This is a genomic window from Clostridium sp. (assembly GCF_050717535.1).
Taxonomy (GTDB): Bacteria; Bacillota; Clostridia; order Clostridiales; family Clostridiaceae; genus Clostridium_AD.
In genome coordinates, this window is the sequence record NZ_JBOITM010000077.1 from 50515 (window position 1) to 69515 (window position 19001).

General features: G+C 30.5%; 21 protein-coding genes. 16 read left to right on the forward strand and 5 right to left on the reverse strand.

All coding sequences use genetic code 11. The features are described from left to right. Positions 1 to 36: 36 nt before the first annotated feature. Positions 37 to 219 carry a hypothetical protein gene (locus ACREVU_RS15150; protein WP_125001750.1) on the reverse strand — a complete coding sequence of 61 codons (183 nt, stop codon included), beginning with the start codon at positions 217 to 219 and terminating at the stop codon, positions 37 to 39. A gap of 747 nt (positions 220 to 966) precedes the next feature. Then, positions 967 to 1182, reverse strand: a complete 216-nt coding sequence (locus ACREVU_RS15155) for a YwbE family protein (protein WP_431552445.1) — start codon at positions 1180 to 1182, stop codon at positions 967 to 969. A 265-nt stretch (positions 1183 to 1447) separates the two neighbouring features. On the opposite strand from ACREVU_RS15155, the gene ACREVU_RS15160 reads away from it, so the two are divergent. From ACREVU_RS15160 to ACREVU_RS15190, 7 genes are all read left to right on the forward strand, one after another. Continuing rightward, positions 1448 to 2077, forward strand: a complete 630-nt coding sequence (locus tag ACREVU_RS15160) for a hypothetical protein (protein WP_431552446.1) — start codon at positions 1448 to 1450, stop codon at positions 2075 to 2077. Positions 2078 to 2310: 233 nt separating this feature from the next. Then, positions 2311 to 2469 carry a hypothetical protein gene (locus ACREVU_RS15165; RefSeq protein WP_431552447.1) on the forward strand — a complete coding sequence of 53 codons (159 nt, stop codon included), beginning with the start codon at positions 2311 to 2313 and terminating at the stop codon, positions 2467 to 2469. A gap of 237 nt (positions 2470 to 2706) precedes the next feature. After that, on the forward strand, positions 2707 to 3486 hold the full coding sequence (locus tag ACREVU_RS15170) for a nitroreductase family protein (protein ID WP_431552448.1): 780 nt from the start codon (positions 2707 to 2709) through the stop codon (positions 3484 to 3486). A gap of 86 nt (positions 3487 to 3572) precedes the next feature. Next, on the forward strand, positions 3573 to 4445 hold the full coding sequence (locus ACREVU_RS15175; protein WP_431552449.1) for a tRNA 2-thiocytidine biosynthesis TtcA family protein: 873 nt from the start codon (positions 3573 to 3575) through the stop codon (positions 4443 to 4445). 207 nt (positions 4446 to 4652) lie between these two features. Beyond that, complete coding sequence (locus ACREVU_RS15180) at positions 4653 to 5807, forward strand: efflux RND transporter periplasmic adaptor subunit (protein WP_431552450.1); 1155 nt, start codon at positions 4653 to 4655, stop codon at positions 5805 to 5807. A gap of 47 nt (positions 5808 to 5854) precedes the next feature. Beyond that, the gene (locus tag ACREVU_RS15185) at positions 5855 to 6547 is read left to right on the forward strand and encodes an ABC transporter ATP-binding protein (RefSeq protein ID WP_431552451.1); all 693 of its coding nucleotides are present in this window, start codon (positions 5855 to 5857) and stop codon (positions 6545 to 6547) included. A 14-nt stretch (positions 6548 to 6561) separates the two neighbouring features. Continuing rightward, positions 6562 to 7773: an ABC transporter permease gene (locus ACREVU_RS15190; RefSeq protein ID WP_431552452.1), complete on the forward strand. Its 1212-nt coding sequence runs from the start codon at positions 6562 to 6564 to the stop codon at positions 7771 to 7773. A gap of 25 nt (positions 7774 to 7798) precedes the next feature. Here the strand turns inward: ACREVU_RS15190 and ACREVU_RS15195 are convergent, their stop codons facing one another. Next, complete coding sequence (locus ACREVU_RS15195; protein WP_431552453.1) at positions 7799 to 8071, reverse strand: hypothetical protein; 273 nt, start codon at positions 8069 to 8071, stop codon at positions 7799 to 7801. Positions 8072 to 8262: 191 nt separating this feature from the next. Between ACREVU_RS15195 and ACREVU_RS15200 the strand changes: the two genes are divergently transcribed. Continuing rightward, a complete protein-coding gene (locus ACREVU_RS15200; protein WP_431552454.1) occupies positions 8263 to 8601 on the forward strand; it encodes an arsenate reductase family protein in 339 nt (112 codons plus the stop codon). A gap of 21 nt (positions 8602 to 8622) precedes the next feature. On the opposite strand, the gene ACREVU_RS15205 is transcribed toward ACREVU_RS15200, so the two are convergent. Beyond that, positions 8623 to 9177 (reverse strand): biotin transporter BioY, encoded by a 555-nt coding sequence (locus tag ACREVU_RS15205; RefSeq protein WP_431552455.1) that lies wholly within the window; start codon positions 9175 to 9177, stop codon positions 8623 to 8625. A gap of 418 nt (positions 9178 to 9595) precedes the next feature. On the opposite strand from ACREVU_RS15205, the gene rbsK reads away from it, so the two are divergent. From rbsK to ACREVU_RS15245, 8 genes are all read left to right on the forward strand, one after another. Beyond that, positions 9596 to 10525, forward strand: a complete 930-nt coding sequence (rbsK, locus tag ACREVU_RS15210; protein WP_431552456.1) for a ribokinase — start codon at positions 9596 to 9598, stop codon at positions 10523 to 10525. A 46-nt stretch (positions 10526 to 10571) separates the two neighbouring features. After that, positions 10572 to 10967 (forward strand): D-ribose pyranase, encoded by a 396-nt coding sequence (gene rbsD / locus ACREVU_RS15215; protein WP_431552457.1) that lies wholly within the window; start codon positions 10572 to 10574, stop codon positions 10965 to 10967. Positions 10968 to 11006: 39 nt separating this feature from the next. Then, a complete protein-coding gene (locus ACREVU_RS15220; RefSeq protein ID WP_431552458.1) occupies positions 11007 to 12512 on the forward strand; it encodes a sugar ABC transporter ATP-binding protein in 1506 nt (501 codons plus the stop codon). 41 nt (positions 12513 to 12553) lie between these two features. Further along, positions 12554 to 13483, forward strand: coding sequence for an ABC transporter permease (locus ACREVU_RS15225; RefSeq protein WP_431552459.1), 930 nt, complete (start codon positions 12554 to 12556; stop codon positions 13481 to 13483). A gap of 19 nt (positions 13484 to 13502) precedes the next feature. Next, positions 13503 to 14408: a ribose ABC transporter substrate-binding protein RbsB gene (gene rbsB / locus ACREVU_RS15230; protein ID WP_431552460.1), complete on the forward strand. Its 906-nt coding sequence runs from the start codon at positions 13503 to 13505 to the stop codon at positions 14406 to 14408. Positions 14409 to 14581: 173 nt separating this feature from the next. Continuing rightward, positions 14582 to 15580, forward strand: coding sequence for a LacI family DNA-binding transcriptional regulator (locus ACREVU_RS15235; RefSeq protein WP_431552461.1), 999 nt, complete (start codon positions 14582 to 14584; stop codon positions 15578 to 15580). Between the two features lie 537 nt (positions 15581 to 16117). Then, complete coding sequence (locus tag ACREVU_RS15240) at positions 16118 to 16804, forward strand: response regulator transcription factor (protein ID WP_431552462.1); 687 nt, start codon at positions 16118 to 16120, stop codon at positions 16802 to 16804. Further along, positions 16794 to 18281: a HAMP domain-containing sensor histidine kinase gene (locus tag ACREVU_RS15245; RefSeq protein WP_431552463.1), complete on the forward strand. Its 1488-nt coding sequence runs from the start codon at positions 16794 to 16796 to the stop codon at positions 18279 to 18281. The genes ACREVU_RS15240 and ACREVU_RS15245 overlap by 11 nt, the downstream gene beginning before the upstream one ends. 148 nt (positions 18282 to 18429) lie before the next feature. On the opposite strand, the gene ACREVU_RS15250 is transcribed toward ACREVU_RS15245, so the two are convergent. Next, positions 18430 to 18972, reverse strand: a complete 543-nt coding sequence (locus tag ACREVU_RS15250; protein WP_431552464.1) for an amidase domain-containing protein — start codon at positions 18970 to 18972, stop codon at positions 18430 to 18432. Positions 18973 to 19001: the final 29 nt, after the last annotated feature.

A 19001-nucleotide genomic window follows, 5' to 3' on the forward strand; every position in this document is an offset into this window, starting at 1 on the left:
TTAAGAATTATTCATTGATTTGATGAAAACACAAACCTAAGGCTCTATCTCAATATAAGCTATCGCCTTTTTGTTAAATAAATATTTTTTACCCATTGTATTAACCTCATGGGGTCTGGAGTTTTCAAAATTGTAAAACCAACTTTTAAACAGATCAGCTTCAGATTGTTTTAAATCAAGTAATTCTTTGTCACCACTAATAAAAGAAATCGTTAACATTTTATGCCCTCCCTTTCAAGTACAGAATATTCTGTACTGTTATATATTCTCTGCTTGAAAGAAATTTCCTCTATTTATAGGACTATTTTAAAAAAATATTTTTTAGTAAGTGATATTGTCTAAAATAAACTTATAGTTAAAAATTTAACAATCTTATTATAAAAAAAAGAAATCTTCACTACAGTGGCAACAGTGATAGATTTGCTCTTTTGTTGTTAGTCTAAACATTCTAAACATTCATTAATTACATCTTCTGTAATTTCAACTAATTCATCTTTTTTCATAAAAACACCTCCTTGTTTGTATATAAGATCAAAAACAATTATTAATTATTAATTGTTTATACCTTAAATTTAACTTTAAATCAGCTTATAACAAAATAACCTATGCTATAAGTGTTATCAGTACATTATTTAATAAAAATTTTAATAAGGGATTCATTAAGAAATTTTGGAATGAAGAGGGTAAGAATTAAAGAATTGAAATTTTTAAATTCATGTCTTCTCTTGTTAAGTGATTAATGATCCGATTTTTCGCTACGTATTGGCAAATAGTTTGTAATCTTTAAAATATGTTGTTTCTACTAGGTAACTCTATTATTATATACCATAGTATGAAATAATGCAAGGTGAATTTAAAATAAAATTGGAAAAATTAAAACATCTTAGTATAAAATTTAAAAAATCAAGTTACCATTAAATATTAAAAATAATGATAACTTGATTTATAATTTGAAAGTGGTTACTTTTATTTTGATATAATGGCTTGGACTCTTCCGACCTGCCCATCTTCTAGCATAACCTTTATACCCCTATGGTGAACAGCTGAGTTGGTTAACAACCTTTTCACTACACCTCTAGTAAGTGTAGTTGTTCTTTGATCTTTTTTTAATACAACATCTACAGTAATGCCTATAGATATATTACTTCTTACTTGTCCTCTATTATCATTTTGTGTAATCATGCGCTTGTAGTCTCCTTCAATAAAATTACTTTAAAGCATATTTTTAATCTTTGATAAAATCTAATTTATATTAGCTTTATATACAAAGAATACTCTAATTACTATTGGTTTGTCAAAATTTATTTAAGCTAATTAGTTTTTTATAGTAAAAAGATCATTCGAAAAAATCGCTAATATACAAAAAATATGTGTAAGTAGGAGAATAAAAAACACTTGAAAGGAAAACATATTGTAGAAAATACTTTTTTAGAAAGGAGATATTTCCATGGTCAACGTATTGGCTTTCATCCCTGATAATCTTATAAATCCAATTATATCCTCTACTTCTATTATAATTGGTGCTATTTTAGGTGGCATTTTTAGTTATATTATAAATAAAAAATTTACTAGTAGAGCTATCGAAACACAAAGTAATATTGAAAAAGCTAGAAGGGAGTATCAGGAAGAAAATAAAGCTATGAAGCTTAGTGAGAATGCTACTATTATTAGATTAGATATATGCACCACACTATTTCAGAGCTTAAGAATGTTAAAAGAATTTAGTAGTGGGAATAAAACCACTATTTATCCAGTACCTATTAACTTTAATTATGCTAAAGCCATTGCAGCCCTGGAAAAAAAATTAAATTTAAAAGAACTAAGTTATATTTATCAATTATATGTAATTATAGAAAAATTGCATAATGATACTAAAGAATATTATTATGATGAAAAGCATTATACTTTAATAAAAGAAGATTACGAGATGTTTATTAAAAAACTTTATGGGAACAATTTTTCAAAAGCATTAAGTTTTGATACCGACAAGGCAACCTATGATGATTTATATAATAATGAAATTATAAAACCAGGCTATAAAAGTGTACTAATTAAGCTAGACAATATTACTTATTAATGTTTTTTCAATAAAATAGTAATATATTTCAGAAATATAAAGTACATTTGCATATAAACACTTATGCATTTCAATATTATGTTGAAATTTTCGCCGAATTGAGATAAAATGTTTAGTAGGGAAAACAACAAGTTGAGTATGAGTATAAAATTAAAAATGTAGAAATTATAAATTAAAACATAAATTCTATAGTATTTAACATTCTTTGATTTGCTGTACGAGGAGGAAAATTTATGTCAACTAATAATATTGAAATGATGAAAAAAATTATTGAAGAAAAGAAGAGAATAAGTTCTGAGCAGGGTGGAGTTTCAAGACCAGATAAAGTAATTGGTAAAAAAATGAAAGCTGCAAGGAGCACTAAGAAAACTGGCGGTTTATTTGATAAATAAAAATATAACTACATTGGAACCTTATTAAATAATAAATATACATATAATCCTACTAAAATTAGTAAAAAGCAAGCCTCTTAATTTTGAGGCTTGCTTTTGCTGTATTGTACCTTTTATTCACTATTATAATTAATTTGTATTAATTGTCCTGGTTAAGTATGAATTGCAAATTTCATATGATAAAATATAATTATAGTCTACTAGTAATTATTATAAAAATATGGGAGGTAGCATAGTATGAACAAAGTAATTGATGTTATAAATAACAGAATGTCATTAAGAAAATATAGTAATAAATCAATTGAAAAAGAACACCTGGATACTATAATAGAAAGTGCAATGAGAGCACCCACAGCTGGAAATATGATGATGTACTCTATTATTGTAGTTGAGGATGAAGAAAAAAAGCTTAAGCTAAGTAAGACCTGTGATAATCAGCCTTTTATTGCTAAAGCTCCTCTAGTTATGATTTTTTTAGCCGATATGAAAAGGTGGTATGATTATTTTGAATATGCAGGTGTAAGGAGTTATAGTGAAAAACATAATATTAAATTCGAAGGTCCTAACAAAGGAAGCTTTTTATTAGCAGCAAATGATGCAATTATTGCAGCACAAAATGCAGTAATCGCAGCGGAATCTTTAAATATAGGTTCATGTTATATAGGCGATATAATGGAGAATTATGAGAACCATAAGGAACTGTTAAATCTACCGGATTTGGTATTTCCAGTGGCGATGTTGTGTTTTGGATATTATCCAGAAGATACAAAACGAATCAAGACTACTAGATTTGATAAGGAATATATAGTATTTAAAGATGAATATAAAACTTTAACATCTAAAGAATTTGATGATATGTACATGGATCTAAATGAGAAGGTAACCAAGGTAAATAAATTTCAGGCAGAAAATATTGGCCAGCATTTATATGCTAAAAAGATATCCTCAGACTTCATGAAAGAAATGGGTAGGTCTATAGATGTAGCCCTTAAACAGTGGAATGTCGAAGAACTTTAGATTTTCCTATTGCGGGAATGACCATAGTAAGTAAAAGATTAATTGATAGAGATTATAATATTGTAATTTAAAAGAGGAGTGAGTGTATGAGTAGTATCGCAGGAGAAGGTTGCGAAATAAGAGTTCCATTAAATGAGAGAAGGCCACTAGCGGAAATAGAACGTAGTCTTATTACAACTTATAGAAGACATATTTGGGCAAAATTTACTAAGGCTATAGTAGATTATAAATTAGTTTCTAAAGGTGATAAAATTGCTGTGGCTATCTCTGGTGGTAAGGATAGTTTAATAATGGCTAAATTATTTCAAGAGTTACAACATTACGGAAGTGTTAAATTTGAGTTAGAGTTTATTGCAATGGACCCTGGGTATCATGAAAATATAAAAGAACTATTAATTGATAACTGTAAGTATTTAAATATCCCAGTGAATATATTTGAATCAAGTGTTTTTCATATAATTGATACCATTGCAAAGAATTATCCTTGCTACATGTGTGCTAAAATGCGTAGGGGTGCCTTATATGCAAAAGCAAAAGAGTTAGGTTGTAATAAACTTGCACTTGGTCACCATTTCAACGATGTAGTTGAAACCACTATGTTAAATATTCTATATTCAGGAAACTTTAAAACTATGCTTCCAAAATTAAAATCGCAAAATTTTGAAAATATGGAATTGATTCGTCCTCTTTATTATATTGAAGAACAGTATATTGAAGATTTCATACAAACCAGTGGTATTTGGCCACTAAATTGTGCTTGTATGGTTGCAGCTAAAAAGATAGGAAACAAGCGTCATGAAATTAAAGATTTAGTTAAAGAGTTAAAGAAAAACTTTAGTGAAGTAGATAAATCTATTTTTAGAGCAGCACAAAATGTAAATATGGATTCTATTTTAGGGTGGCAAAAGGATGGAGAAAATTATTCGTATTTAGATTTTTATGATAAAAATGTGGAATAATAAACAGCAGTGGAACTATTATTAAGTTCTACTGCTATTTTTTTTATAGAATTTTAAAAGTATTTTAAATTTACTAATACATTTTGTTTTTATGTATATTTTAGCAAATTTAAGAAATGCTTTAGAGAGGTTCTACAACAGTGTTGTATATAAGTATTAAATTATGTTACATATTTTTTTGTATCAAACTTATGAGGAGGTATAATAATGAAAAAGAAAACTGTAATTTATGTTTTAATTGTAATAAGTATTATAATTGGTATTTTTTTAATAAATAAAAAACAGAAGGATAGTAGAATTATAACAATAAAAACTTCAATAGCTTCGGTAGGCGAACTTAAATCCTATATATCGACCACCGCAACGGTTAGTTCAAAGAAAAGTAAAGAGTATTTTGGTCTTCAGTCTAAAATCAAAAAGGTTAATGTAGCACTTGGTGACAAAGTCAAAATTGGTGATGTCCTAGTAACTTATGAAACTATAGATTTAGCTTCTACAGTAAGCCAAGCACAAATTCAATATGATAATGCAATCCTCCAAAAAAAAGATTTGTACAATCAAAATGATGATATTGAAAGTAAAATTTCAGATTTTAGTAATGAGATTGCAACATTAGAAAAAAGTTCTAATCCAACGGATAAAGCAAAATTAGAAAGCATAAAACAACAGAAAAGCGCCTTATCACCTTTATCAGCAGAGAAATTAAAACAAGCAGATAATTCTGTAAAGCTAGCAGAATTATCCTTAAATTCTGCTAAACAAAAACTATCGGAAAATAAAAGCTCAATTATATCTACCAGTGCAGGAGTTGTAACCACACTTAAGGCAATAGAGGGTGCAGTAGGAAATGGTATGGAAGCAGTGGTAATAGTTCAAGATATAGAAAATTTAAAGGTTGTAGCCTTCCTTGGAAAATACGATGCAAGTAAAGTTAAAATTGGTCAAGAAGTAATAATTAAAAATGGAGATAAAACCTTTAAAGGAAATGTTTCATTTATAGACCCTGCTGCAAATAAAACAGTGGGAGTAACAGGAAGTGAAACAACTTTAGCGGTGGAAATATCTATTTTAGATAAAACTCCAGATTTGAAGATTGATTTTGATGTAGATGTAGATATATTAGTAGGTAAAGTTGCCAGTGCTATCAAAATACCATCAGAAGCATTAAAGATAGAAAAAGGTGGTAAAAATTTAGTATACGTGGTTGAAGAAAATGTAGTTCGTGAAAGAAAGGTAACTATTGGATCTCAGTCAGATACTGAAGTTCAAATAACTAAAGGAATTAAAAAGGGAGAAAAGATTATCTTGAACCCTTCAACCTCAATTTTGGAAGGCACAATTGTAAAAGAGTCAACAAATTAAAGTAAAAGATAACTGTTTTGTAGCCTAGGCAGTAAAGGAGGAATATAATGTTAGAGGTAAAAAATCTTATAAAAATATACAAAACTGGTGAGCTTGAATTCACAGCCCTTAAAAATATTAATCTTAAAATTGAAAAGGGAGAGTTTACAGCAATAATGGGAGCTTCTGGCTCAGGAAAATCTACTTTGATGAATATACTTGGCTGTCTTGATAAAATGAATAGTGGAAAGTATATTTTGAATGGTCGTGATATTTCAATTCTTAGCGATAATGAACTTGCCTATATTAGAAATAAAGAAATAGGATTTGTATTCCAATCATTTAATCTTATTCCAAGAATTAGCTTGCTCGACAATGTTCAGCTTCCAATGATGTACGCGGGTGTACCTGCGAGGCAGCGCAAAGAAAAAGCTCTCTATGCACTTGAAAAAGTAGGACTATCAGATAGGGTAAAGCATCTGCCAAATGAAATATCAGGGGGACAAAAACAAAGAGCTGCAATTGCAAGGGCCATAGTTAACTCTCCAGCAGTGATTATGGCAGATGAGCCTACAGGGAACCTTGATTCTAAATCCTCAGAGGATATAATGAAGATATTTGAAGATTTAAATAATGAAGGAGCTACAATCTTAATGGTAACGCATGAAACTGATATTGCAAACCATACGAATAGAATAGTAAGGTTTAGAGACGGTGAAATTATATCAGATTCTATTGTTAAGCATAGAATCGTTATATAAAAGGAGCTGAAAGTATGAATATATTTGAAAGTATAAAAACAGCCTTAGAGAGTATAAAGGCTAATAAAATGCGTTCTTTCCTTACTATGCTTGGAATAATAATTGGTATAAGTTCAGTTATAACAATTGTATCTCTTGGTCAAGGAGGCCAGAAGGCTATCACAGGTGAATTTGCAAAATTGGGAGCCTCTTCTGTTACGGTTAAAGTAAGTGGAGAAAATGCTCAATCAACAGATTATATAACCCTTGAGGATGTTAAACAAATAAAACAAAAGATCGACAGTATTAAATATGCAAGTCCTACCTTTCAACTTCAAGGCACTGTTTTTTCTGATAAGAAGAGCAAAAATGCCTTTATGAGGGGAGGGTCTCCAGATCTTGCATATATAAATAACACTGAAATTATTTTTGGAAGATATTTCAATGAAAAGGAATATGAGCAAGGCGAAGCAGTGGGTATAATTGACGAAACTGATGCCATTACTTTATTTGGTTATCCGGATGTGGTAGGTCAGAGTATTAAAGTAGGTCAAAATGCATTAATGAAAAAAATGACTATTGTAGGCGTTGAGAAAGGAATAACGTCGCCTTTTGGTAATGGCGGAAATTCTGGTAAACCAATTATAATAACCGCACCGGTAACCTTCTTAAGTACACTACAGTCAAAGGAGTTTAAAATAAGTTCAATAACCGTAGTTGCAGATTCACAAGCTAATAGCGAATCTGTAGGAAACGGGACAATAAAGATCTTAGAATCTAGGCATAATAACAGAAGTAAAGAAATCTATTCTGCGGACAATGCGTTAGCGGTGCTTGAACAAATCAATAGTGTTCTTGGAATATTTACAGCATTTATAAGTGCAGTTGCGGCCATATCACTACTGGTTGGTGGTATTGGTGTAATGAACATAATGCTTGTATCAGTGACAGAAAGAACAAGAGAGATAGGCATAAGAAAAGCAGTAGGAGCAACAACTAAAATAATACTAATGCAGTTTTTAATTGAGTCAGTTATTTTATCATTAATAGGAGGTACAATTGGAATGATTTTGGGAATTGTTGGGGCAGAGATAATAGGAAGCTTTGCAGGAATAACACCAGTAGTATCTTGGGCAGCTATAATTGGGTCCATTTTATTTTCTTCAGTGGTGGGTGTTTTCTTTGGTATATATCCAGCTAAGAAAGCAGCAGAGTTAGACCCAATTGATGCCCTTAGATACGAGTAAACTTAAAATAGTGCCTGCACAGGCACTATTTTTTATCTTCTTTTAACTCTTCTATCATAAATTTATCAAAGTGAATTTCTTCTATAAAATTATTTTCATCAAAACTAGTTTTACGTCTTTTATTATATTCATTAACATTTGATTTTAGCCAGTAAGGAGTTGCTATGTCAAATTTATAGCATAATTCTGTTAAGCAAGCTTTCAAATTTTCTTGATAACTGTCTTCAATATCCGACACTGACACTTCGTCCTCAATAATTCTATTATCATAAATTAATTTTCCCCAAATTCTTAACATATTTGCCTCCTTGTTTAAAAAGTATCGTTGTATTGTGAAATGTTTTTTTGTTAGTCATAATTCTATCATAAATAATAGTTAATGTCATGAAATATTATAGTTATTTTTCCAGATGCCTTAATTATTAATTAATGCTATAATTAAGGATAGCATAAAAGATATACTAATACATTTTAAGGGGATTACGAAATATGAACATTCAATGCTTCGGAACAAAAAAGTGTTTTGATACACAAAAGGCAGAGCGATATTTTAAGGAAAGAACAATAAAATATCAATTCATAGATTTGAAAATTAAAGGACTAAGCAAGGGTGAGTTACAAAGTGTTAAAAATTCTGTAGGTTTAAATAATTTAATTAACATTAAATCAAAAGATTATAAGAAATTAAATTTAGATAAAATAAGAGGAGAAGAGAGCAAAGAAGAAATTTTATTAGAAAACCCACAACTTTTAAAAACTCCTATAGTACGAAATGGAAAACAAGCCACCGTGGGTTACGTACCAGAGATATGGTCAACGTGGGAATAGTAATAATATTAAATACGTACATTAATTTGAATTCAGATATTTAGACAACCTAGGGATTAGTTGTTTAGCTAAGATTATAGCTATAATTGCTTTTATAATATCGCCGGGTATAAATGGTATGCAAGCGTATTTAAGAGCTGTATAAAAGTTTATGCCTTTCCCTAGATAGTTTGTAAAAATAAAATAAAAGTAAGGCACTCCGATAATATAGATTACAAAACTTCCTAAAATAACGGAATATATTATTTTGTAAAGAGACTTATTTTTTTCTGTGAGCTTACCAATTACATAAGCTGCAAAAATAAAACCTATTAGAAATCCAAATGCTGGGGTTACTACCGAAGTCAATCCTCCAGTTCCGCCAGCAAAAATAGGAAATCCGATTAAGCCTAAAATAATATATGTTATTTGAGATAGTGCACCTAACTTAGCGCCTAATATAAGTCCAGATAAAACAACAAAAAGAGTTTGTAGAGTTACAGGGATAGGTCCTAGAGGTATAGAAATAAATCCGCCCACAGCTGTTAGTGCTGTAAATAATGAAGTAATTATTAGGTTTCGTGTAGATATTTTCAATGTATGCCCCCTAAAAATTATTAAGCTATCGCCACTCTATTTTGAAGGGCGATAAATCTGTTTCAATTTGCATTGCATTGTAAACTAAATGATAAATTTGTGTTTACAATTATATTATCATGGATTATTTTTAAAGTCAAACAAATTAAAAGTAGAGGTTTTAATTTGTTTTTTATGGGATTGCACAGAATCAGATTCAAATTTTATTGAAATTAAATAGCTAGACATGAGAGTAGCCCACTTAAATAAAAATGTCCATTTGGATAAATTTATTTAAGTGGGTTATGTTTATTGTAATCATTATGATATATGTTTAATAAAAATTTTGATTTGTTTGTTGACAAAGGTTATTTAAACGGTTACAATAAACTTAACCGGTTCAGTTAATCGGTTAACTAAATATGAGGTGATGTAGTATATGAGTAAAATATGCATACTTGGAAGCTTAAATCTTGATATAGTATTAAAAGTAGAAAATATGGCTAAAGTTGGAGAAACCATTTTTGCAAAAAGTCTAACCACTATGCCTGGAGGAAAAGGAGCAAATCAAGCTGTTGCGTCTAAACGAATGGGATCAGAAGTTTACATGATAGGTAAGGTTGGCTTAGATAGCAATGGTGAATTCTTGGTTAGTAAGCTTGCACAGGATGGTATAAATACAGACTATGTTTTTAAAGATAATAAAGAAACTACTGGAACTGCAATAATAAATGTTAACTCTGAAGGTAATAATTCTATAGTTGTAGTAGCTGGCGCTAATATGAGTATTAATAGCAATGAGATAGTGCAAAGCTATTCAATTATAAATGAGTGTGATGTATTAGTGGCACAATTTGAAACACCTAGTGAAATCACAATGGAGGCTTTCACTTATGCTAAATCTAAAGGGATTACAACAATACTAAATCCGGCTCCTGCAAAAGGGGTAGATAAAAATTTATTTAAATATACAGATATACTAATTCCTAATGAAACAGAAGCGCATGGGCTTACAGGAATTTTAGTAGAGGATTTAGAAAGCGCTAAAAAAGCAGCCGAGTATTTCATAAGTGCAGGAGTAAATTATGTAATAATAACTTTAGGTTCAAAGGGTGTGGCATTAATAACTAAAGAAAAGTCAGAATTGATTCCAGCATTTGTGGTAAATGCTGTTGACACAACTGCTGCAGGAGATAGTTTTATTGGAGCACTCGCAAGCAAATTAGGCTGTAAAGAATTAAACTATGAAAATCTTAAAAAGGCTATAGTCTTTGGTAATAAGGTTTCCTCAATAGTAGTTCAAAGAGCAGGAGCACAACCATCAATACCAATGAATCAAGAGGTAATAGCCCTTTATGGCGAAGATTAGAATTAGTAACAGAGATTTACCTAGAAAAGCACAAGGAGGAATGGTCATGAAAAAAACAGCATTACTAAATTCACAAATATCTGAAGTGATATCTAAAATGGGACACACTGATACATTAGCTATAGGGGACTGTGGTCTACCTATACCAGATGAAACTAAAAGAATAGATATTGCCTTAATTAAAAACATACCTGGTTTTATAGAAACATTAAAAGCTATATTAACAGAACTTCAAATACAGGAAGTAATAGTGGCTAAAGAAACTTTTGAAGTTAGTCCTATCCTATTTAACGAAATAAAAAAAGCAGTTGGAGATGTGAAAATCACTTTTATAACTCATGAGGATCTCAAGTCTGAGTTAAGAGATTGTAAAGCAGTGGTAAGAACGGGTGAACAAACACCTTATGCAAATGTAATTCTAAAATCAGGAGTTGTATTTTAACTACCAGTTAATGAAAGTAAGGTTTAAGGAGGAGATTCAATGGCTAACATAATACCTCTACTTGAGATGAAAAATGTTTCAAAATCCTTTCCAGGAGTAAAAGCACTAGAAGATGTTAGATTAGAGGCTTATAGTGGAGAAGTTCTAGCTCTACTGGGAGAGAATGGAGCGGGTAAATCTACTTTAATGAAAATTTTAAGTGGGGTCTATCATAAGGATACAGGAAGCATTTTTATCCAAGGTTCAGAAGTAGATATAAAAGGGATAAAGGATGCTGAAAAACATGGAATTGCAATTATTCATCAAGAACTAAGTCTTCTTCCTAATTTAAGCATATGGGAAAATATATTCTTAGGTAATGAAGGATTTAATGGATTAACAAGAAGAATAAATAAAAAAGAATTAAAAGAAAAATCAGAAAGCTTACTTAAAGATATCGGGTTTAGTATTGGCGTAGATACCTTAGTCAAAGATTTGAATGTAGGTGAAAAGCAACTAATAGAGATTGCAAAAGCACTTTCCAAAAATTCAAAAATAATAATAATGGATGAGCCCACAACGGCATTAACTGATGTTGAAACGGATAATCTTTTTAAAGTAATTGCTAAGCTCAAAAGCGATAACATGAGTATTGTGTACATATCTCATAGAATGGATGAAATTTTTAGAATTTGTGATAGGATAACAGTTTTAAGAGATGGTAAATATATTGGTGGGGTTAAAACAAACGAAATTACTAAAGATGATTTAATATCAATGATGGTTGGTAGAAAACTAGAGGAACAGTTTCCATACAGAAAGTCATCTAATGAACACACTATTCTTAAAGTCCAGAACTTAACCTTCGATAAAAAAGTATGCGATATTAGCTTCGAAGCAAAAGGTGGAGAAATCTTAGGTTTTTCAGGTCTAATGGGTTCAGGTCGGACAGAAATGGCAAAAACTATATTTGGAGAGTATAAAAAATCATCAGGTAAAATAATTATTGATGGTGAAGAAGTTAGTATTTGTTCCCCAAAAGATTCTATAGAAAAAGGAATTTGCTATCTTTCTGAAGATAGGAAACAAGAAGGGCTTATTTTAGGTATGTCAGTAGGAAGTAATATGACCTTAGCCAACCTTAAAAAATATGAAAATGGCACTAAACGTATAAATAAAGTAGAAGAAGCTAAGGAAGTCCAAGAGTATATAAAGAAACTTTCCATAAAAACTCCAAGTGCAGACCAGTTAATTAAATATTTAAGTGGAGGAAATCAGCAAAAGGTTATATTAGCTAAATGGCTTATGCTTGCTCCTAAAGTATTGATCATAGATGAGCCAACTAGAGGAATAGATGTAGGTGCTAAGAAGGAAATCTATGATGTTTTAAATGAATTAAAGGCTATGGGTAAAGCAATTATTATGATATCCTCTGATATGACTGAAATACTAGGCATATGCGATAGAGTTTTAATCATGCACGAAGGAGAAATATCTGGTGAGCTATCTAGGGAAGAAGCTTCACAAGAATCAATAATGAAATATGCAGTAGGCATAAAAAATTAAATGCTTAATTAAAAACTATCAGCCAGAAGGGAGCTTTTATTTTGAAAACAAATTTAAAGAGTTTAGTTATAAAGTATAAATCACTAATAGGTCTTTTGATATTATGCATAGCTATATCGATTATTACACCTAGATTTTTAAGCTATGGAAATATTAAAAATGTGCTTACACAAGTTTCAGTAAATGCAGTTATAGCTGTAGGAATGTCTTTTGTAATTCTTACAGGAGGTATTGATTTATCAGTAGGATCTATACTTGCAGTCAGTGCTGCTGCTGCCGCAAGTATAATGAAGTCTACAGGTAATATATATCTATCAATAATAGTAGCGTTAGCTATTGGTTGCGCAATAGGATTTATAAATGGTTTTCTTGTTTCAAAAGGTAAAATACAAGCTTTCATTGTTACATTAGCTACAATGACTATCTTTAGAGGCATAACTTATGTGTATACAAATGGTACTCCTATCTCGGGACTAGGACAAAATTTTTCTGGCATAGGGAATAAAATGATTTTAGGGTTACCAATACCAGTTGTAATTATGGTTATAGTTTTAGGTATAGCATATTATGTTTTAAGTCAAACTAGATATGGTAGATATCTTTATGCACTTGGCGGAAATGAAGATTCGGCAAGATTATCAGGTATTAATACAGATAAGGTTAAAACCCTTGTATATGTTATCTGCGGCGCAACAGCAGCCTTAAGCGGAATAATTGTTACAAGTAGAATAGGGTCAGCATCTCCAAATGCTGGAGTAGGGTTTGAACTAGATGCTATTGCAGCTGTTGTAGTGGGTGGAATTTCACTATCCGGCGGAGAGGGAAGCGTAGTAGGTACTATAATAGGTGCTTTAATAATAGGTGTACTAAGTAATGGATTAAATCTTGTAAATGTGTCTCCTTTTTATCAAGCAATAGTTAAGGGCTTAGTTATTTTACTAGCAGTAATGATTAAAAGAAAAGAAAAATAAAACTTGGAGGATGATTTGAATGAAAAAAAGAACAAAATTTCTAGCAATGGCACTATCAACCGTACTAATTATGGGAAGTCTAGTTGGATGTTCACAAAAAGCTACTAAAGGTGGAAAGAAAATTGGAATAGTTATGTCAACTCTTAATAATCCATTCTTTGTATCAATGAAAGAAGGAGCTGAGAAAAAGGCAAAGGAACTTGGATATGAGGTTGTAGTTCTTGACTCGCAAAATGATGCTACGAAGGAAAGATCTAATGTAGATGATTTAATTCAACAAGGAATAGTAGCTTTAATCATCAATCCAACAGATAGCGACGCAGTCGTGAACTCAATTACAGCTGCAAACGATAACAAAATTAAAGTTATTACTGTAGATAGAAAATCTAATGGTGGAGAAGTTGTATGTCACGTAGCATCTGATAACATAAAAGGTGGAGAGATGGCAGCAGAATTTATACTTGAAAAACTAAATGGGAAAGCAAACATAGTGGAATTACAGGGTATTCCAGGTGCTTCTGCTACAAGAGAAAGAGGTCAAGGTTTTCACAATATAGCAGATGGTAAAGATGGTGTTAAGATTATTGCAAGCCAAGCAGCAGATTTTGATAGGCAAAAGGGATTAACAGTTACTGAAAATATTATTCAAGCAACTCCTTCTTTCGATGCAATATTTGCACATAACGATGAAATGGCACTAGGAGCTGTAAAGGCAGTTAAAGCAGCAAATAAAAAAGTGATTATTGTAGGCTTTGATGGCAATGATGATGCAAAAACAGCAGTTGCAAGTGGAGACCTAGCAGCTACCATAGCACAAAAGCCTGATTTAATGGGTGCTGTTGCAGTGGAAAATGCTGTTAAGGTAGCAAAAGGTGAAACAGTCGAAAAAGAAATTCCAGTTGAGCTTCAACTTATAAAAAAATAGCACTGCAAAATATTATTCCCCCAATAATAGAATATAAAAAGTATAACTCAGGGGACTATCCTCTGAGTTATACTTTTATAAAGGGTTTCAATTCAAAGTTTATTTTGGTATAATTCAAATTAATTAATAGCTTGTTTATCATAGTGAGTATTTACTTTAAATGGAGGATAATTATGAATAATGTTACAATGAAGGATATAGCAGAAATGGCTGGAGTTTCAAAAGCCACCGTTTCAATGGTTATGAACAAAAAGGATGCTAGCATAAGCGATGTAACCAGGAAAAAGATATTAAAAATTGCTAAAGAAATGAGATATATTCCTAATTCAATAGCTAGAAGTCTTAGTACCAAAAAATCTGGTACAATAGGAATTATACTTCCAGATATAACAAATCCCTTCTTCTCAGAAATGGCAAGGGCTATCGAGGATGAGTCAGAGAGATTAGCCTATAATCTAATTATATGCAACACTGATAACGATAAAAACAAAGAAGAAAAGTATATTGAACTTCTAATAAGTAAGCTTATTGACGGTGTTATTTTTATGTCTGGTGGTAAAAGTAATGAAAACATAACCATTCTAAAAAACAACAATGTTCCTTTTGTATTAGTTGATAGATATATTGAAGGATATAAAGAGGATTATGGTGTGTTTTGCTTAAACAAGCAGGGTGTAAAAGAGGGTATTAAATATTTATATGAAAAGGGAAACCGTGAAATAGCTTTTGTAAAAGGTAGTGAAAATTTAGAAATATCAAAACAAAGATTAGAAGGCTATATTGAAGCAATGAAAGATTATGGAATATATGAGGAAAAATATATATTTGAAGGGGACTTTAATGTTGAAGGTGGCATAATGGCCACTGAGAATATAATAAGTTGTTTTCACAATTTAGATGCCATTTTTTATAGTAATGATATGATGGCTATAGGAGGAATTAAAATTTTGCTCAGAAGCGGATATAAAATCCCAGAGGACATATCTGTTGTTGGCTTTGATAATATACATATATCAGAGTTCATTGAGCCAGAACTTACAACAATAGCACAACCTATATATATAATGGGCAAAAGAGCTTGCAGTATATTGATTGATATTATTAATGGAGAGCTCCCCTCGGAAAAACAAGTGTACTTTGAAACAAAACTTATAATTAGAGGAACAACATAAGTGTAATCTTATATTAAATATAATCTTAGATATTTTCGAAATAAATTGCATATATTTCCTTGGAAATATAAGACATAAATTTTGGAAATTATTGTTTCACATAAACTTTTTATAAAAAATATGTACTGGCTATTTGACTAGAATAATAGCATTCATAATTATTTAATCAAGGTAGAATAATTGTGACGGTACAATTAATCGCATTTTTGCAGGTAGTGTAATTATTATAATTTCTAAATGGCATTCATGAAATGTTAACATGTCTGTCACTTAAGTGCCATGGTATAACTTTATTATATATATAAGGGATATATGAATTAAGACTATAAAAAACATACAATTTTATTATGCTAATTTCTGCTTCCTCTGTGAACCTCCTTTTGCAGAGGAAGTTTTCATATTATTTTTATGTTATGTAAAATATATAAATTATGATTATTGGCAGTATTATAATATAATATGAAGTAGAATTAGAAATTAGTAGTTTATTTAGAAATAAACTTGGTTTATCACAAGTTTTTAAGAGGAGAAAATTATATGAATGAAACCATTTTAATAGTAGATGATGAAGAAAGAATTAGAAATCTTGTATCGATTTATTTAAGAAAAGAAAAGTACAATATTTTGCAAGCAGAAAACGGAAGTGAAGCTGTAGATATATTTAATAAGAATAAAGTTGATTTAATTATCCTAGATGTAATGATGCCTATTATGGACGGGTGGGACGTATGCAAGGAAATAAGGAAAACATCTAATATACCCGTTATAATGCTCACAGCTAAATCTGAAGAGGATGACCAATTATTAGGGTTTGAATTAGGTACAGACCATTATATTACAAAGCCCTTTGTTCCCAAACTATTAGTTGCCAAAGTAAAAGCCATTATAAGAAGAACCTATGGCATTGAGGTCTCTTTAAAGGTTGAAAATAGTTTTGATGGGTTAGTAGTTGATAATTTAAGCCATGAGGTTACAGTAGACAATCTTGAAATTAATCTATCTCCAAAAGAATTTGAACTATTAAATTATTTTATAATTAATAAAAGAATAGTATTAAGTAGAGAAAAAATATTAGATGCACTATGGGGCATTGACTATTTCGGGGATTTAAGAACAGTGGACACTGTTATAAAAAGATTACGAGAAAAATTGGGTGAAAAAGCTTACCTTATAGCAACCATAAGAGGTGCAGGATATAAATTCGAGGTGAAAAATGAAAAGTAAAAAGAGCATTACAACAAAGCTTTTTGCCATAACCTCTATAGTTTTCGCAATATTTATAACTACTAATTTAGTGGTACAATCTGCATTCTTTGAACAGTTTTATATTAGATGGAAAAAGGATAACCTTCAAGATAACCTTGTAAAATTTAAAAACCAGTATGTTTTGCTCCAAAAGGAAGAAGACAAGTTTAGCTTAATTAATTCTTTTGAAGAAGACAATACCTATAAGATAATTATAAGTGATAGTTTAGGAGCTTTAAAGTATCTTACAAAAACAACGGATGAAAAAAAAGACTCTAAGACAGTTATAATTATACACCAAATAATGTCTGATGAAATTGAAAATAATGGAGGCATTGATAAATTTAAAAAAGAAGGAAAACCAATGATTTTTATTACTCAAAAAAACCGTGATATGGTAGTAAGTATAGCGGGCATATTGTATGATAAAAAAACAGATGAAACCGTGTATGCTTTTTCTTCACTACAACCAGTAAATGAAGCAGTTCAAGTTATAAAGGAATTTTACTTGTATTTTTATATAGGTGCCCTATTTACTATTCTACTGCTTTCTTTCATATATTCAAATATGATTGCAAAGCCTTTGATAAGAATAACTAAAACAGCATCTAAAATGGCGAAGCTTGACTTTACAGAAAAATGTGTAGTTAAAAGTGAAGATGAAATAGGGGCTTTGGCTACCTCACTAAACCTTCTATCAGAGAATTTAAACGAATCATTAACCTCCCTTAAAGATGCCAATTCGAAACTGGAAAGGGATATTGAAAAAGAAAAAAAATTAACAGAAATGAGGAAAGATTTTGTGGCGGCAGTTTCTCATGAACTTAAAACACCTATTACTCTTATTGAAGGGTATACATTAGCACTAAATGATGATATTTTAGAAGGCGAGGAAAAACAATATTTTATTGATGTAATAATGGATGAATCTAGAAAGATGAACAGTTTAGTTTCAGATATGTTGGATTTATCTCAACTAGAATCAGGGAATTTTAAGTTAATTAAAGAAGACTTTTTCCTTTATGAACTAGTGAAATCAGTTACCAAGAAATTTTCATCACTGCTTAGCGAAAAACATATTAAATTAGGATTGAATTTTGTGTGTGACGTAAAAGTAAATGCAGATTGGAATAGAATAGAACAGGTAATAACAAACTATATGACTAATGCAATAAGACATACTGCTGATGCTGGATCAATAATGGTATCAATGATAGATAGAGAAGATTGTATTTGCGTTGAAGTTGAGAATAGTGGAAGTGAAATTGATATTTCTGAAACAAGCAAGATATGGGACAACTTCTATAAGATAGATAAATCAAGGACTAGAAAGCTTGGAGGTACTGGCCTGGGCCTTTCAATAGTTAAAAATATAATGTTGCTTCATGGTGGTAGCTGTGGAGTAGAAAACACAGAAAGAGGAGTTAAGTTCTATTTTATTTTAACAAAACAATAAGAATCTGTAATTACTGAGCCTAAGATTTATAATTTAGGATCATATATAGTGATAATGATAGAATGGTATGTAAAATGATAAAATAAACATTTTACATACCGTTGTTTAATTTTAAATTGCTATCTTTATTTTGCCTTGAATCAGATCTTTATAAACTTATTTTTAAATAATGCGCATGCTCAGCTGGCCAAGAATTTTTATAATATATATTTAAAGCACCAAAAGAATGATGAGAGACTAAAGGTTGTGAACCTATAAACCCTGTAACAATCATTGAGTGGAATATATTTCCATTATCACCTTCGAAAAATATTAAATCACCTAATTCAAGTAGGTGAACATCGTCTATTTCAAGGCCTTTAATTCCACGGGATTTAGCTTGTTGATTAACTTTCAAGGTCCAATAAAGCGAATGAGCTACTGTCCAGGTCACAGACCAAGTATCATCCTTTGTACTTAAGGTATTAGCCTTGTTGTACCACCATGCATGTGAACCATCATAGGTCATAGGTGCTCCACCAGCTAGCAGGCACTGAGAAACAAAGTTTGCACAATCCCCACTTGTTTCATTATTAATAAGAGGGAAGTATCTAAAGCTAGGGTTTGGATGCAATGCAAAGGTCTTTGCATAATTAACAGCATTTATTCTTGAATATTGATTTATTCTAAAAAGGTCCATGATACTCTCCATAAAATTACTATTAGTAAATTCTATGATAA